This is a genomic window from Thainema salinarum CENA647, assembly GCF_057732415.1.
Genome location: NZ_JBYJZJ010000022.1, coordinates 4,690,792 through 4,708,489, shown reverse-complemented (window position 1 = coordinate 4,708,489; position 17,698 = coordinate 4,690,792). Strand labels below are relative to the sequence as shown.

Genomic DNA, 17,698 nt, shown 5'->3' with positions numbered 1-17,698 from the left:
TAATTTGCTATATCTTAACTCTCACTCTATTAGATGGAATCGCACCTTTTACAAATTGATTTGAGACATGAAGCTCAATAACCGCATGGGTTACGCTAGCGCTAACCCATCCTACAAAGATAGCTACTAAAATCTCACGTATCAAAAGATGCGATCGCACTTTCCCTTCGCCATGCGCGATCGCACAACAGCCTAACCTTAATTGCCCAGCAGCAATCGCTTATTCTTCAGCAGGAACGCCTTTCTCACTTGCCGCTAACGCTTATAGGTTCGACATTAATGTATAAGCAAAACCAGCAACTGCTTATTGCACAACAGCTAACGCTTATAGATTTGCCGCTAACGTATAAGCAAAATCAGCAACTGCTTATTGCCCAGCAGCAAATGCTTATCGATTTAGCGCTAACGTATAAGCAAAACCTCAAGACGCTTATTGCTTAGCCACTGACGCTTATGGGTTTGGCCTCAACCTATAAGTAAAACCAGCAACTGCTCATTGCTGAGCCGCTAATCCTTATTCCGCCACAGCAAAGCTTAACTCAAGAGCAGTTCACAGCATTTCAACCAAGCCAAGATAGCGTTCTATAGTGCGATCGCAGTATTGATCTGTGGGATTGCAGAAGAAGTGCGATCGCAGGTTCAGAGGTTGGAGATAGAGAAGTGCGATCGCAGTATTGATCTGCGGGATTGCCGGAAAAAGTGCGATCGCAGGTTTAGAGGCTAGGGATAGAGAAGTGCGATCGCGCCTCTCTGTTGGTTTGTGGGTTATTTACAAGCTGAACACATATTCAATGGCTTGAGGGAGTTGGACATGAGTCCGCTTTCGTGTTAATTTATGTAACGTAATGTAGATATATGTAAAAATCGTGAGAAACAACAATCTCCGCTGGCAAGTCTTTATTGGCTGTTTTTACTAATTTTGGCCATACAAAAAAGACAATTTTTACCTGCTAGCGCGATTCTGAATTGTGGGCTCTTGCGATTAAATCAGTTGATTTTTAGCCCTTAGCAGATCGAGTTAAATTGTAGCGGAATGAGCATTTATAGGGCCCTCAAGCCCTGATAGTCAATGGTTATTGTTGACTCTAACAGGTATTTTTAATCTCTGTGGGTCTAATTCCCCGTGGCTTGCCACGTTAGTGGTAGCGCGGGAGTGCGTCCCGAAGGGCAAATTCCGTAATGCCCCGTCCGCTTGCGGCGGGGATAGGAATTTGAGCGCCCCGCGAGATTTACTCCGCTACAATTTAATTGACTTTTACCAAACTTAATTGTTCACCGGGTAACCTTATGACATATACAGTTGATTCAGCACGTAACATTTTTCCTGAGACTCTGACAGCAGATGTTGTACCCGCAACAATTGCTAGATTTGGTCAGCTCAATACAGAAGATCAATTAGCGTTGATTTGGTTTGCTTATCTGGAAATGGGCAAGTCGGTGACTCCTGCTGCCTTGGGCGCTGCTCCGATGCAGTTTGCAGAAAACACCCTCAATCAAATCAAGGACATGTCCTTTACTGAGCAAACACAGGTCATGTATGACTTAGCCAATCATGCTGACACCCCCATTTGCCGCACTTATGCAACATGGTCTCAAAATCTGAAACTTGGCTTCTGGTATAAGCTAGCCGAGTGGATGGATCAAGGGCTAGTCGCTCCCATTCCCCCCGGATATCAGCTATCCGCCAATGCATCTGCCGTTTTAGAAACGATGCGCGGCCTAGAACCGGGTCAGCAAATTACAGTACTACGCAATGCTGTCGTTGACTTTGGCTTTGATCCAGCCCAGATCAAAGACTACAAAGTCGTGCTGGAACCCGCAGTTGCACCAACGGAAGCGTCTAAACGCGAAAAGGTTAGCATTGAGGGTCTGACCAATCAGACGGTCATAGACTATATGAATAACCTCAATGCCAATGACTTCAATGCCTTAATTGAGTTGTTCACCCCCGATGGAGCACTACAACCACCTTTCCGCCGCCCCATCGTTGGCAAAGATGCGATCTTCCAATTCTTTAGACAGGAATGCCAAAACTTAAAGTTGATACCAGAGCGCGGCGTAGCTGAACCTGCGGAAGAAGGATTCACTCAAGTCAAAGTAACGGGCAAAGTCCAAACACCTTGGTTCGGCGCTAATGTCGGCATGAACATCGCATGGCGGTTTCTGCTAACACCAGAGAACAAGATCTTTTTCGTTGCAATTGACTTGTTAGCGTCACCCAAAGAACTGCTCAATCTAACACGTTAATCCCTGATCACTGGTTTGAATTATTAGGGATTACGTAGAACAAGCGTGAGAAAGCACCCTGTATTCGGGTGCTTTCTTATTTAAGGTGTGTTTGAGGAGTCTGCACAACCTCAATTCTGAATAATAAATATGCAAACCCAAAAATTATCAAACCTGCCAAGTCAACAAACCATTCGCCCAACTTGGATCGGTGCTTTATTTGCCGGAACTCTGATTAGCTTGTGGATAGGTAGCTTAATCCAGCTACTGACTATATCGCTAAATGCTGAACCAGTATGGCTAACAATTGTTGCTGTTTTGGGACGGGCATTCCTTCATACGGGGCTGTTTGTGATTGCTCATGATGCAATTCACTGTAACTTACTGCCACAGAACAAGTTGATGAATCGGTGGATAGGGCAGATTGCACTATGGTTCTATGCCTTTCTTAGCTATAGTGACTGCCATAAAAATCATTGGCAGCATCATAACCAAACCGCCACACCCAATGACCCCGATTTCCAGGGAAGCGATTCACATCCTTTCTTTTGGTATCTAAACTTTATTCGAGTCTATTTCCCGATTCGACAAATTATAGGGTTTCTAGCTAGTGGCAGTCTTTTCTTTTTGGTTATCAACATCCTGTTTCAGATTACTTGGGTCAACATTTTGGTGTTCTGGTTGCTGCCACTGATTCTCAGTTCTGTTCAGCTATTTTTCTTTGGCACTTACCTACCTCACAAAGCCCCAAATCAACATGGCTCAGCTTCGAATTCCAAGATTTATATCCATAGCGTTTCCTACTCGCCGCTGTGGTCATTTTTAGCTTGCTACCATTTTGGCTACCACTGGGAGCATCATACCTATCCTGATGTGCCGTGGTATCAACTACCTGCTGTCCACCGTCAGAGCTATTCCCCTCAACATCTTGGGCAGATTAGACTATAATAAAGAAATGTAAATAATTCTCATATATCAAATTTATTTCATGTCAAAGAGTACAGCTACATGGTCACCACAAGAGCAAGAAATTGCTAAGGCAGCCTTCAACAAAGCCCACGAACGCGAAATTGCCGTTCTAATTGAAACAGTCAAAGATAAGGTTAGCCAAGTCGTGCAAATTGAGCATTTATGGCAGTTGAATGACTTCTTGAATGCGAGGCGTCATGACATAGACGGCAAATACGATGATCAAGAATCCGCCTTACTTTTTACGTTATCCCGACTTACAAAAGAAGGCTGGATACAGCTCAATGATCTGGAAGGATTAACCAGCGACAAATTAACTAAAATTAAAGTCCTGATGTATATGTAATACCGAATCTGACTAGAAAACCCCAAATTATTGGTTGTGAAAGCTAGGCTTGGCCTGACTTTTGCAACCAATAATTTGGGGTTTATGATTTGAAAGAGAGGTGCGATCGCAGTTTTATCAAACCTATCGAATCAAACCACCGCTTAACCGCTTCAATGCTCGGTCAACCGCATCACTATAGTGCAGCGTTCCGCAGAAAATTCTGCCCATCGTATGCGGTGCCGAAGGCCGCTTTACTCCAACGCGATAGCTCACTGCTGGCAGCCGATAAAATGCCCCTGCTAGCCGCTGTGCCCAGCGCATTTCCGTTCCCCAAGTTCGCTGCATCACCTGGCTATAGGTTGCTAGAGATTCAACTCGTCCTGTCATCACACCATCAATCGCCTCGGCAGCCTTCACGCCGCTATACATGGACGGTCGAATTCCCTCAGCCGTAAACGGATCGACCACACAGGCCGCCTCGCCCACCAAGAGCGCCTGCTGCGTGTGAAGCACCTGGTCGCCATTCCAAACGCAGATCGGATGACCACAGCGCCGTGCCGCTTCTGGATCGATATTAAAACTGGTGGCGTACTGCTCTAGAATTGGCCGATAGTCTTGCCCCTTGCTCTTGCTGCGAAATGCGCCTGCACCAATGGAATAGCCATCCGCCTTAGGAAAATTCCAGGCGTAGCCGTTCTTCACCATGCCCAACTCCAAATGCATCGTCAGCGGGTCATGATCCGCCGGAGCCGGATACTCAATCTCCAGTGCCCCCGCCATCTGAACCTGGCGCTGCTGAAAACCCAGCCACTTAGCCGTCAAACCTCTCGCCCCATCCGCCGCGATTAAGTACGTCCCCTCAAAATCGCCCTGCATCGTGTGAACAATCCAGCGATCGCACTCAAACCGAATTCCCTTCGCGACGGTTTGCTCTTTGAGAACCGCTCCCTGCTTTTGCGCCTGCTGCACCAAAAAATGGTCAAACACTTCCCGCCGCACCATCCAGATTGGCTCAATCGTGTCCAAGTCGGCCTCAACGGGATCGGCCATATTCCACGTCAGCCGCAGCCGCTGCACCTTAAGCGAAATCGCTGGTGTAAAGTCAAAGTCAAACCACTGAGCAATTTCCGGCGAGACGCCTCCCCCACAGGGCTTGTAGCGCGGCAGCGTCTCTCGCTCTAAGAGCAGCACGGAATGTCCTCGCTTAGCTAGATGGTAGGCGGCGCTGCTGCCGGCTGGGCCTGCGCCCACAATGATGCAATCGTATCTGCCGTTTTGCATGGGGGAATGGTTGAGATGGTCACAGTAACTCGTCAAAGCCATTGTATAGCTTTACATATATGGCGTTGCATAGCGTTGACTCGCCGCCGTGCGATCGCAAGTAGCAGAGTCGCTAATCAGATATTGGATCCAAAGCACTACTCCAAAGCACTAGGGTAAAAAACTGACGTGACTCCAACCGTTAAGGCCGATAGAATTACCGTCCCAAGCTAATCTGAATCAAGTGTCTATGGCGATACAGTAGGAGTAGAGGAACACATGCGAGTCGTGGTACAGCGTGTCCAATCATCATCAGTAGACGTAGATGGCAAGCTGGTTGGCAAAATTGGACGTGGCCTCAATCTGCTGGTTGGCATTGCCGCTACCGATACAGAGGCTGAGCTGGATTGGATGGTGCAAAAGTGCCTGGGTCTACGGATTTTTCCCGATCCAGAAACCCAGCGCTTTAGTCAATCCGTCCAGGACATTGAGGGAGAATTACTGGTCATCAGTCAGTTCACTCTCTACGGTGACTGTCGCAAAGGTCGTCGCCCATCCTTCGACCAAGCTGCGCCACCGGAACAAGCGGAAGCCCTCTATGAGCAGTTCGTCAGCAAACTAAAGCAGAGTGGACTGAAGGTCGAAACGGGCAGATTTGGTGCCATGATGCAGGTTGCGATCGCAAATGATGGCCCCGTGACCTTAATCATCGACCGCGATGCCGCTAGCGAATAGCTACCCACGTGTATGACTCGGGTACGACTTGGTTATGACTCGTTACTGTATCCCATTGGGTTCGGCTGTGATCTCATCCACCGAATCTGTCAAAAATATAAAGTTTGTCGGACGAATCGTTAGTTTGGTTGGTATTTTGGTCACTCTATCAATAGAAAGACATCAACCGTGTTGTTCCGCACATACGGAGAGATGAAGGTATCATAAGTTTTAATATTGGACATGAAGAAACGAATCGTTTCGCAATCGCATCTCCATATCATCTGCTAGCCCATAGGTCGCCAAATGCTTCAAGATACTCAAACTGTTCGCCACTATCAGAAGCTCACGGATTCCCTGGTTGAGCAATGGAATCGAGGATATCGCACGGATGATTTGCGCTTATATATCGATGGCTATCTGGCAGCGCTGCGTCATTCTGGCGTTCTCGAAGTCTACTTAATTCATCGGCTCGAAGAAGAAGTTATTCGCTATTTGTACGATCCATCCAACTTCGAAATGCCTGAGCCACGTCCGGACTTTTACTAGATAGTTGGCATCATTTAACTCCACCAGTCGCCATTGGCCATCATCTATGGCGACGCACAGCATCCTGAAATCAAAACAGCAATAGCAAAAAGCAGGAGAGGTCAGCTTAGCTGACCTCTCCTGCTTTTTGCTCCTTTCTCTCTATTGTTGGGCCAAGGGATTGAGTTCGAACGTAGGGCATTCATTATCTGGCAATCTCAGATAGCGATAACAGTCTTGGGCTGAAAGGGGATGTAAACTGCGATCGCGAGCGAGTGCTAACAAGCTATCCCAGGTGGCCGCCCAAAAATAAATCTGCCCATCTCCAGTCAGAGCCGCTACGAATTGGCCATCTGGACTAAATGACACCCGTTCAATCGGTTGATCGGAATCCTTAATCGAAAGTGTCGCTTGTTCAACGCCACTAGCCGATTCCCACAGTTTAATCAGACCGTCTTCATCCGCTGTGGCAAATTGGCTACCATCTGGGCTATAAGCGGCATCTACAATCGCGCCACGATGACCAATAATAGACATTTTCTCGTGTCCCGTCTCGGCCTGAAAGAGGGTAATCAGACCATCCCAGCCAGTTGCAACAACGGATTGACCATCTGGACTAAACACGGCCCGACTAACCACATCCGCGAGAGATAGCGATCGCAGTAATCGACCAGAATCAATGTTCCAGATGCGAACCGTCTTATCCCAACCGGACGTGACTAGATGTTTGCCGTCTGTACTGAACGATGCGCTGAGAATGGTTGCATTGTGACCTACAAATTCCTGGCGTAGTTCTCCAGATTGGGCATCCCACAGCCGCACAGTTAAATCGTCATTAATGCTCGCCAGAGTTTTCCCGTCAGGGCTATAGACCAAACTCGACACCAGGCTGGGCTGACGATTGTTTTCCGCATGACGACGCACGTTTTCAATTTGCACCATCTGCGATTCCAGTTTTGGCAAAGCAAATGGCTGTTTTGCCGAGTTGCCTTGGTCGGAATTCTCCGGCTCTTTAGCCTGGGACTCATCGTATACCCGCAAATTGTCGAGCTCGCTGTAGATGGTAATGATGCCATTCTGATCTGCGATCGCAAATTGCGTACCGGCTGGATGCAGCGCGGTTGCTGTTACCTCAGTTGCTGTTGCATCGTGAGCTGGAGTGGGTGGTGCTGAATCGTCTAAGGCTGCATTATCTGAGGTCAGCTGATCTGAGGCCAAATTCCTGGCCGCAGGCTCCGCTGCGTCATCGGGAGATAAATCAGCAGAGGATAAGTCAGTAGATAACGTGTGCTGTTCGGTCAGTGAGGCTATCTGCTGCCAATTCACGTCATCTGTCCCTTTTGTTTGTACTGTTAAGCCCAGTGACACCGGGCCAGATATCGCTTCTTGTCCCGCAGAAGATGACGCTGGCAAAACTGCGATCGGGATTCGTTTCGCTGCCTGGTTGAAGACATTCGTGATCATAAACTGCCACTTGGTGTACCAGGGTGAAACGGATACAGTGGATGCTTGAATCTTTTCCTGATGCAGCTGAGCCATTGTGGTTACATAAGGCGTCTCACGATCGGCTAGCCAAATCGGCACGTTCCAGCGCTGTAAAAGGTGGTGGCCTTTTAGACTGACAATTTCAATCTGGGGTATGTGTGGTGAGGCCATCGCCAAAGACTGCCCCCTGTCAAACTCTGGAAAACCGGAAAGTTGGCCGGAACTCGCAAAACTAAACCATTGCTCTGCATCTTGAGATAACTGAACTGTTGGCAACTCTCCTCCCACAGTCAAATCCCACAGCTGAATTTGACCATCTGTTGCTGTTGTTGCTAGATGAGAACCATCAGGTGTGAATTGAAAACTGCTGATTACATCCTGACGTGGCTGAATGGAACGCTCCTTTTCGCCTGTTTCGATATGCCACAGTTGAATAAATGGCTGGTCTGACTGCTCTGTAGATGCTGCATGTAGCGTCGCTAATCGTTGACCATCTGGGCTGAATTGTAGAAACTGTTCGTACGTCGCTGTAGAACGCTGATTATTTGATGTCAGAGGAGTTGAGGGATCGGTTGGTAATTGCGTGTGCAGCAATCCCAACTCTGGCTGCCAAATCCAGATCTGCTGATCGGGGCCAATACTAGCCAAGAATTGGCTATTGGGACTAAAGATAACTTGCTGAACCGGCAATAGCTGGTTGACTGTTGATTCGCTGGTATTGGTGGCAGAAGCATCCTCATCTGAAGCCGCATAATCTGAAGCTGCATAGTGATCAATCTGTGGCATCGTATGTTGAATTTGACCAGTTTCTAGCTGCCACAGGCGGACGTTGCCATCCGTACCGCTGGTTGCTACCCATTGAGCATCTGGGCTCAGCGTCGCGTTATTGATTGGTGCAGTCTGGACTAGCTGCTGCACAGACGCAGCTAGCGGATGATCGGGATCGCGTAATGTTTGCAGGGTTAACGATATATTTGGCGGCTGATTCAACGTTGCTTTATCTTCAGTTGCTTCATCTTCATCGGGCTCAGTGGTATTTTGTTCTGCATCACTCTGATCCTGCTGATCCTGCTGCTGTTCAATCAGTTGGATGCCTTCTACAAACTTCCAAAGCGTAAGTTGCCCGTTTTGCGTCGCCAGCAGTAGTTTGTTACCGCTAGAGCTCAGTTCAACGCTTTGCAATGGAATATCGCTGGAGATCCGAATTGAAGTTGGATTTTCCACGTGCCAAAGCTTGACCTCAGAGTTGCTCTGCCCCAGGAGCCATTGCCCATCAGCACTGAAAGCAAGCTGCTGGAGATCTGAGGACGGGTTGGATAGACGATGGAAGATTTTGCGGTTTTTTATAGACCAAATCTGAATATCTGTGGAGTCATGATGTGCGATCGCAAGCCACTCACCATTGGGACTAAACGCTAGTTGCGTTGCCGTTGACTCATTGGAATCAGCGCTTTCTTCTGATCGAGGTGGCAATACTTCAATTGAGGATATGCGGCCATCCGGTACTGTTGGATTTAGCGCTCCCCATAGTCGCACACTGCCATCAACGCTGGTGCTAGCAAAATGCTGCTGATCTGGACTAAAAACCAGTTGATGGACAGCCGCATCATGATCATTCAACTGAGCCCGTAACCGCATTTCCTGCAGTGCAGCCCGCAGGCTAGCCTGTGCTTCGTAGGTGTGAGCACCTTGTTCAGCCGCTAAACGACTAATGAGCAAGGCTGCATTGGGATCACTTTGGGGATCTTCTAATACAGTTTGTGCGATCGCAGCCCACTGCCGCGAAGCCGCAATTTGCCGCTGATGTTCTTGCTCAGCCTGTGCTGACAAATTTAACCGATACTGGCTGAATGATAGACCTAACGCCAGCAATAAGGTGCAGGGAATTGATAGCTGCATCAGCCAGTTTTCCTTGCGAACTTTACGAATCTCTTGCTGACTCCGCTCAATCAACGTATGAGCAGCTGTAGACAATTCCTCAGCTCGTTGCTTCAAGTATTCCTCAGCCTCTCGCAGCCGGTGTCCATGCAACAAATAGGTGGCTTCTTCTGGACAACCCAGGCGCTCCCACTCCCGTGCAGCCCGCTCAATTCGTCGCTGACAGCGCAAGTTCTCTCGTTCTTCTTCCAACCACTGACGCAGAACTGGCCAGTGTCGAATCAGCGCCTCATGAACTGCATCAACTGTTGTACTCCAAGCATCAGAACTGTGACCTGACAGCAACGTCACCAGTGACTCCGATGGTTTTTGGATCCAATTTTTATCTTTGGTTGATGTTGGACAAGAAGCGGATTTGAGATTGAGCAGTTGAGTTGAATCAGAACTTCCCGCTTGGCTGAATCGGGGTGAAGCTGTTGGGGACACAGCAGAAAATTTTGCTTCTGCTAACGGCAACAGATCTTGACTTGATCCATCTTCGTTAGAGGCCCATCGCGATCGACAAGACCAAAAACCAGATGGGCGCGTATTGGGCAATTTCAACGTAGCATTCAGTGCTGTGAATTTGCCTTGACTACGCTGTGCTAATCGTAAAGCCGTTGACATATTACTGGCTCGCATCTGCGGATCAACATAAGCTGCATCACCCGTCATAATCTTGTCAACCACGACAACCCGTGCCGCAACGAGCTTTTCAAGCACATGTTCAATCAGGTCATTCGAAAAACCAGTACTAACCAATTCTGATTTGAGAATGCGGCGGCGAGAATCTTCTGTACCCTCACCCAGTTGAGTTAAAGCTAAAAAGATGCGACGAACTGCAGTTTGCTCTTTCGGCGATAGCTGAGCATAAACTTTAGATGCTTGACGCTGAATAATCGTGCGAATGCCGCCAATTTCAGTGTAGGCATCCAAAGTTAGACTACTTTGCTGGGTATCAGGATTAGTCTGACGATGCTGCCAGAGTTCAACCAGCACCTGCTGCAATAGTGCTAAATCTGCCGATGTTCCAACAACATCCAACAACAGTGTGTAGATGAGATTGGGTTCACAATGCAAACCAATTTTTTCAGCTGGTTTGACAACTGTAGCCTTCAGATCCTCATAGGTCATTGGCTGCACGCGCAGCAAATTTTGCCCCACAGCTTGCATCAAATCGCTGTAGTTAGCCAAACGCTCCAAAATATCGGTACGTACGACGAGCAGAACATGGAGTTGTTGATTGTATGCAATGGCTTCCTGCAAGCAGTCGAAGAAGCGCTGGCGTTCTTGTTCAGCTTTTGCGCCTCGACTGTATGTGAAAAGCTGTTCAATGTGATCGATGACCAGCAAAAAACGCTGATTAGAACGGTTTTCAGCCTGCTGCGCCTGAACAGGTAGAGTGAATGTTGAGGATGGAGACAGCAAGCTTGCTTGAATCAGTTGATTCAGGCCACGTCCACCATCTTCTAAAAAGGTTTCAACCCGACGTAGTTGTTCTGCTCGTTCTAATTCAGTTTGGGTTGAATCCAGAAACGCATGGGCCAAATTTTTGACTGGATGCCCAGATAAATTGACGGTTTTGATTTGCCAGCGATTGCAACCTTCTGTCGTTTGCTCGTGCTGCAAAGCCGGAATGAGCCCAGCTTGCACAACAGAGGTTTTACCACTAGCAGAAGCCCCAGTCAAAATGCAGCAGTTGTTCTGGCGTACGGCTGTCACCAGTTGCTGAGTCAGCGTTTTACGTCCCCAAAAGAGGTCGGCTTGATGAGTTTGAAACGGTTCAGCACCAGGATATGGACATTGCTCCTCACTGTCTTGAACGGCGCAGACCCGCTGAGCGACCTGATGGGTACGAGTTAAAACAATTTCGCTTCCCGAACTTTCAAATAAAGGTTGTTGTAGTTCGCCTTTAAGCTGATCGTTGACCGAACTGATCAAGGCGTGGTTGGTGATAATGCCAGTCGTCGATTGCGTGGGATCAAGACCAGAGACTAAGGCTTGAGTAAATACGCTATAGGGGCTATTTAAAGACTCAAAAGCGGACTCATATTCTCGCGATGCGGCCATAAATAATCGATCAGTGCCAGCCCGTGCCCCTGGATCTGCTTCTAGCAAATTTAGGAGTTCGCCGCTGTGACAGCAGTCTAGGATTACAACTCGCTGGCGCACTGGACTTTCCTGAAGCAAACGTCGTAACCAGAAGAGAGAAAGCCCATAAAATCCAACCTGTGGATTGACATCACTGGTGGCTAAAAAACCTTCTTGAATGCCAGCATCTTTTTGAATGCCATGTCCCGAAAAATAGAACAAAGCTGTTTCGGGAATATTGCGTCCTTTGGGTTTAAAGAGCTGAACCAAAGCTGATTCTAAGTCTTGTACAGTGATGGCTGTACGAGTTCCGATGATCGGTTTTCCGTCTTGGATTACCTCTGGCAGACGGTGTACTCGAAACTCACCGTACTGCTGAAGTTGAGTTGCGATCGCTTCTGCATCTTGTGCAGGTGCAGTCAAGCTCGGCAGATATTGATATCCGTTAATTCCAACAACAACAGCGTCTCGTGACATTTTCAGCACTTAGATAACAACGGTTCCAATCGACTAAAGCATTGAAAGCAAATATGAAATACAAGCAGTTAGAAACAGGGCGTAATTGAAGCCATTTGACAAACATCAAGATCAATTGAATCAAGATTGAATTGGCTGTTCCGATGCAAAAAATAAGCGCCATACTGAGTTGTGAATTGTTACAAATTGACGTCCACGCACTCAGTAATCTGCCTGTACTTATTAAGCTACGTGAACTACGATAAACCTGTAAAAGGGGTGAGACCCATATTTTTTTGCTGAAAAATTTATAAATTGTGAAAGGCTAGAACTGCTCTCAGTAGATTCACTAACTTGTGAATAATCTACGTTTAAGTTGAATTATCTAGAAGAAGAAAACAGGATCAAAATCTTGCTAGTAATTACGGATATATTTCAGTATTTTTCATGGTCGTTTTCTATTAATTCAGAAGAATGCGTAAAAACACTGAATGAGGTTTTCGCTGACCTACTGACGAAAACTCGTATATTTTGTTTAGAGAAAAAATATGCTGATTTTTGATCTTTTCAGATAGAAGTGAGCAAATGCACACAAACTGATGCCACTTATCTGCTCCAGCAGCTCTTTGCTGTACAGCTTCATTCCTCCAGTCAAACTAATGTTCACGCATTTGTAGTGCGGGTGAACTACTAATTTGCGGCTTCAAAATACCTCAAGATTAAGTGACAATACTTGACCTTGAAAAAAATTGCGCTGGTTAAATTGCTGAAAATACTGGGTTTTGTTGAACTGCTGATTCTATGAGTGACCTAGCCGTGATCCAGCCGCTATAGTTTACCAAGCTTACGGCTATAGCTATACCAGGTTGGCAAAAGTTGGCATTATGAGGAACCGCCCAATTCAAAAGCGAATTGGGCGGAGTGTGGTGTGAGGAGTGAACGGAAACTTGCGTCTCCGCTATTTCTATTGTAGGGGACAGTTCTAGTAATATGTGAAATTTCAGTCGTTAGAGATGTAAGTCTTAAATATTGCTTTACATGAGAGAGACAAATGCCAAAAGGCTTATGCCAAAAGCAAAGACGGCGCTGGATGGCGAGCGCCGCCTTTGCTGATTGATTCAGATGTGCCTCAGTGACAAAGAGTTGATATCGCTAGTCAGTTACTTACCCATGCCTAACTGCTGTGCCTTTTGATAGACCTTGCCCTCAGTTAGCAAAGATGGTGCGATAACCACTTCGACCTGCTGCATTTCCTTAATATCTTTGGCTCCAAGAGTTCCCATACTTGTTTTGAGCGCTCCTAAGAAATTGTGGGTTCCATCATCAAGCTGAGCTGGTCCTCGCAAAATTTGTTCAATCGTGCCGGTGGTACCGACTCGAATTCGGGTTCCTCTTGGTAAGACTGGGCTAGGTGTTGCCATACCCCAGTGGAAACCTCGGCCAGGAGCTTCAGCTGCCCGTGCGAAGGGAGAACCGATCATGACGCCATCGGCTCCGGAGGCAATACATTTACAGATATCACCACCTGTTACCAGGCCACCATCAGCAATTACGGGAACATAGTTACCCGTTTCCTGCATATAATCATCGCGTGCAGCAGCACAATCTGATACCGCAGTGGCTTGAGGAACACCAACTCCGAGTACTCCCCTAGATGTGCAAGCAGCACCGGGGCCAATGCCGACTAGAACAGCCGCTGCACCTGCTTTCATCAAATTGAGAGCAACTTCGTAGGTTACACAGTTACCTAAAATCACTGGCATCGGCATTTCCTGACAGAATGCCGCCAAATCAAGCGGTGTAACTGATTCTGGCGATAAGTGTGCCGTCGAGACGACTGTTGCTTGGATGAAGAATAGATCAGCTCCAGCTTCAGCAACGGCTTGCCCAAATTTGGCCGCACCTACTGGAGTAGCACTCACAGCAGCGATACCACCACCTGCTTTAATTTCTTGAATACGCTGCTTAATCAGCTCTGGCTTAACGGGTTCAGCATAGAGTTCTTGCATCAGCGTCACGAACTCAGTTGGCCCCACAGATGCAATCTTATCCAGAACTGGATTGGGATCAGCATAGCGAGTTTGAATACCTTCCAGATTCAAGACTCCTAACGCACCAAGTTTTGTAAGTTCGATCGCCATACGGACGTCAACTACTCCATCCATTGCGCTGGCAATGATCGGAATTTCGCGCTCAATACCGCCAATGGTCCAACGAGTATCTGCAAGTTCCGGATCGAGTGTGCGTTGTCCTGGAACGAGAGCAATTTCATCAATTCCGTAGGCTCGACGAGCCGTTTTTCCTCTACCAAGTTGAATATCCACGTTATCAACGTCCCCATGAAGCATTTATCTAGGCTATCACCTCAGGAATAAATTTGATTAATGTAATTTAACAGTGACAGGAAAAAATGCTTTGGGTTCTTAATGTCATAACACGAACGATGAGGCCACGTTTACGAGCTTTAAGGTAGCAATTTAGCTCCAGATAAACTCATTTGGCTGGTTCAGAAGATCCATCCGGTGATGGTGGAGTGATTAAGGGTTGTATTGGCGGTATTGCTGGAGATGAAGATGTGGGTAAGTTGCTGGTGTTCACTGCTGATGGCGTTTGAACAAAGGAAGGTTGGTTGGTTGGGGATTGATTGATGTTTAAGGTGCGATCGCGCTCTTCCACCTTCACCTTTTCTTCTACGTTTGGCTTGGATTTGCCATCAGAATCTTGCATTGCCATTTGCCGAACCTGATTGATCAGTGATCCCAATTTACCTTCGTCCAGCAATGTATTAATCAGAGTCAGACCACTGGTTGACATCATCAGCTTACTGATATCAGAGATCCCATTACTACTGCCGTTGCCATTAGTGCTGTTGCCATTGGTTCCGTTACTGATCCCACCCGGAAAGGCATAAATCCGGGCATCACCTAGCACACCGGGTTGGGGAGCTAGCGCCTGCATGATTTCGGGCAGCTTGACAACCAGTTCAGGCCATAGTTCGCGAATTACATCTGCCGTGAGGTTGGCGTTGCTGATGACGTTGCGAGCTGCAACCTGAGCTTCAATACCCTCAGCTTCAGCTAGCGCTTTATCTCGTTCCGCCTGGGCTAGCGTGCGAATCGATGCGGCTTCTAGATCAGCAGCTTGACGAGCAATTTCAGCTTGACGGCGGCGGCGGAACACGTCAATTTCGACCACGTTTTGCTCTGAAATTCGCCGTTCTTCCGCTTCCCGTTCTGCCGCAATCATAGACAACCGTTTTTGCCGCTCGGCAATTTCTACATCAGATGCGGTTTGAACCGCTTCTTCCGCCTGCGCCCGTTCGGCTTCTGCCAGTAAGCTTTCACGACGCTTGTTGGCAATTGCGATCGCAGCCGCTTCCTGAGCAGTACGAGCTTCCTGTTCAGCCTGAGCAACTTCAATTTGAGATGTTAATCGGGACGCTTCAACTGCTTTCTGACGGGTGATTTCAGCCACTTCTGCCTCTTGCTTTTGCAGCGCTTGCGCCACTTTAAGCTGCTTTTGCCGCTCCTCCAGTGCAATATCAGCGTCAATTTGGCTTTGCTGCAAACTGAGCTTACGAGCGATCTCTTCTTCTTCGACTGATTTCTCTTGCAGAATCTTGGTTCGCTGAGCCGTCGCGGCCTCTCGGTCTTTCGCTTCTTGGATTTCCCGCTCTCGCTGTGCTTTAAGAGCTTCAACTTCAAGCTGTTGGGCAAGTTTAGCCCCTTCCTTTTCCTGCGCAATGGTTAGAGATCGCTTTTCAGCATCCAGCTCTTTTTGCTCAATCGTGACCTGAGTAACTAGTTCTACTTCCCGCTTTTGCTGAATTGATCGCTGAATTGTTTCCGTTCGTAACCGTACCCCTTGCGCATCAAAGAAATTGTTGGTGTCGTAGGTATCGCTTTCTTCAACTTCTGAAATGGCGATGTTATTGAGCGTTAGACCTACTTTCTTTAGATCTGGCTCGATCAGGTTCAGGACTTCTTGCGCAAACCCTAATTTATCGGAATCGATTTCAGCCAGCTTTTTCGTCTTCGCCGCTGCCCGAATGGCGTCATCTGCCCGCTTTTCCAGCGCATTTTTAATATCGGTCGGTGTAATTTGCCCTTCGTTGGAAAGCCGAGCTGCCGCCGTCAGCACATCTTCTTGTGAAGGACTCACACATACGTAGAATGTAACCCGCATATCAGCCCGCAGATAATCTTGCGTCCGTACTGCTAGTTTGCCCGTGCGCTCTACATCAATGGATAGTTCTCGCAGCGGTACGCGGGTTAGCTCGTGAAATCCCGGTAGAACAATGCAGCCACCATTGAGAATGACTTTTTTCTGCTTTTTAAAGACTCCACCTGTTTTGACAAAAGCCGCATTCGTTGGAGTAATTGTGTAGACGCGAGTATAGGCCCAAATTGCGATGAGCAGCAGAACAATAACGCCAACAAACGCGCCAGCTAATGTAGTGACACTGGCCAACGCTCCGCTGGGTAATTGGGCAAGACGGGGTGCAGGTTGAGTTGGTAGTTCAGCAACAAAATGACTAACTTCTGGCTCAGCTAAATCACGATTTTCGGATGGCTCGGACGATTGATCCGATATGGAAGCGAGCAACGAATCAAATCTGGGAGCAACATCAGATAGCTGAGGCAGAGACTGCAAAAGTTCAAACCAGAACAACATGGAAATCACCGCAGCGAAAGAACAGATAGAACCATGACAATCTGCCTTCCATAATGGCTGAGAATATGGCCAGTGTCCCTATGTTGAGTCGAACTGTTAACTAATATTTGGACTACTGCTCTGAATGGTTAACAGGAATACTGCGCATCCGTTGTACTCCTGTACCCTTATGCTTTCTGCAAAACAACACTGGAATAATCAGACGGCTTAACCTGATATTTCACCAGATTGGCAAGTTCTTGTAGTTGGCTAATCGCTTCAGCTCCTTCCAGCTTCATCAGTTCGCGATCGTCCCGCATCTCTGTCCAGGTGATGCCATAGTCAGAGACCAAGAAGCGAATCAGGTGATCATCGCCAAGACTAACCATAAACGATGCGCTGTTCATCTGCCCACCGCAGGTATAGCACGAGGCTAGATATCCTTTGTTCTCTAGCACTAGTGCAAGTGCTTGCAAGTTCATCACTAGATCTTGTACAAACTGCCTGTGCTGTTCTGCCAATCTAATAAACACGCTTGTTCCTCCTGTAACCACACAATTGTAAAACTTTTTACTTTTTTTTAATAATTCCCTAGGTGGATTATATGATAGCTTTCCTAAAAGGTATATATAAGCCAAAGCTATAAAAGCTAAATTGACGGAAGTTGATGAATTAGTAAGTTAGTACATGCTGCTTCATGGTTGGTCATAATATGCCGACTGTAGGTTTTCAAGCGGTATGTGAGAGCTGATGGGGATTGTGGCCGCAGCCAAGTTAAGTTAATCAGCTTTAGATTTCCTACAACGATAGATGCTGAATTGAGCATTCTGCTGATGCATAACTGCATTAGCAGAATGAATTTAGGTAAATCAATCTATCATCAGCCTAACCAATGACTAATGATATTGGGGGTATCATCAGTGACAGTTCCTTTACACATTCGCTGAATGGTTTTTGCCGCTTCACAGCACACGTTTAGATTTCGAATTTAAGAAAATGCCGATTGCCTTTTTGGACAAGGGATAGATGCTGATTAAACCTGTTCAAAATAGTTTAGGCTGGCTGATTATT

The 17,698-nt window shown here is 47.2% G+C and carries 11 protein-coding genes; 6 read left to right on the top strand and 5 right to left on the bottom strand.

What is annotated here, in order from left to right:
- Positions 1–279: 279 nt before the first annotated feature.
- From AC286M_RS27370 to frp, 4 genes are all read left to right on the top strand, one after another.
- Entirely contained in the window at positions 280–441 is a 162-nt protein-coding gene (locus AC286M_RS27370) for a hypothetical protein (protein ID WP_488207393.1), read from the top strand.
- Positions 442–1,287: 846 nt separating this feature from the next.
- A complete protein-coding gene (locus AC286M_RS27365) occupies positions 1,288–2,247 on the top strand; it encodes an orange carotenoid-binding protein (protein WP_488207392.1) in 960 nt (319 codons plus the stop codon).
- A gap of 129 nt (positions 2,248–2,376) precedes the next feature.
- Complete coding sequence (locus AC286M_RS27360; protein ID WP_488207391.1) at positions 2,377–3,174, top strand: fatty acid desaturase; 798 nt, start codon at positions 2,377–2,379, stop codon at positions 3,172–3,174.
- Between the two features lie 40 nt (positions 3,175–3,214).
- Positions 3,215–3,541 carry a fluorescence recovery protein gene (gene frp, locus AC286M_RS27355; RefSeq protein ID WP_488207390.1) on the top strand — a complete coding sequence of 109 codons (327 nt, stop codon included), beginning with the start codon at positions 3,215–3,217 and terminating at the stop codon, positions 3,539–3,541.
- A 123-nt stretch (positions 3,542–3,664) separates the two neighbouring features.
- Here frp and AC286M_RS27350 read toward each other — a convergent pair whose 3' ends face one another.
- Entirely contained in the window at positions 3,665–4,804 is a 1,140-nt protein-coding gene (locus tag AC286M_RS27350; RefSeq protein ID WP_488207389.1) for a geranylgeranyl reductase family protein, read from the bottom strand.
- A gap of 258 nt (positions 4,805–5,062) precedes the next feature.
- Between AC286M_RS27350 and dtd the strand changes: the two genes are divergently transcribed.
- Positions 5,063–5,518 carry a D-aminoacyl-tRNA deacylase gene (dtd, locus tag AC286M_RS27345; protein WP_488207388.1) on the top strand — a complete coding sequence of 152 codons (456 nt, stop codon included), beginning with the start codon at positions 5,063–5,065 and terminating at the stop codon, positions 5,516–5,518.
- Positions 5,519–5,803: 285 nt separating this feature from the next.
- A complete protein-coding gene (locus AC286M_RS27340) occupies positions 5,804–6,046 on the top strand; it encodes a DUF6761 family protein (protein ID WP_488207387.1) in 243 nt (80 codons plus the stop codon).
- A gap of 141 nt (positions 6,047–6,187) precedes the next feature.
- Here the strand turns inward: AC286M_RS27340 and AC286M_RS27335 are convergent, their stop codons facing one another.
- From AC286M_RS27335 to AC286M_RS27320, 4 genes are all read right to left on the bottom strand, one after another.
- Positions 6,188–11,995, bottom strand: coding sequence for an nSTAND1 domain-containing NTPase (locus tag AC286M_RS27335; RefSeq protein WP_488207386.1), 5,808 nt, complete (start codon positions 11,993–11,995; stop codon positions 6,188–6,190).
- Positions 11,996–13,134: 1,139 nt separating this feature from the next.
- Positions 13,135–14,298, bottom strand: coding sequence for a GuaB3 family IMP dehydrogenase-related protein (locus tag AC286M_RS27330; protein WP_488207385.1), 1,164 nt, complete (start codon positions 14,296–14,298; stop codon positions 13,135–13,137).
- A 169-nt stretch (positions 14,299–14,467) separates the two neighbouring features.
- Positions 14,468–16,648, bottom strand: a complete 2,181-nt coding sequence (locus AC286M_RS27325) for a flotillin family protein (RefSeq protein WP_488207384.1) — start codon at positions 16,646–16,648, stop codon at positions 14,468–14,470.
- A 167-nt stretch (positions 16,649–16,815) separates the two neighbouring features.
- Positions 16,816–17,160 carry a DUF1815 family protein gene (locus AC286M_RS27320; protein WP_488207383.1) on the bottom strand — a complete coding sequence of 115 codons (345 nt, stop codon included), beginning with the start codon at positions 17,158–17,160 and terminating at the stop codon, positions 16,816–16,818.
- Positions 17,161–17,698 lie beyond the last annotated feature (538 nt).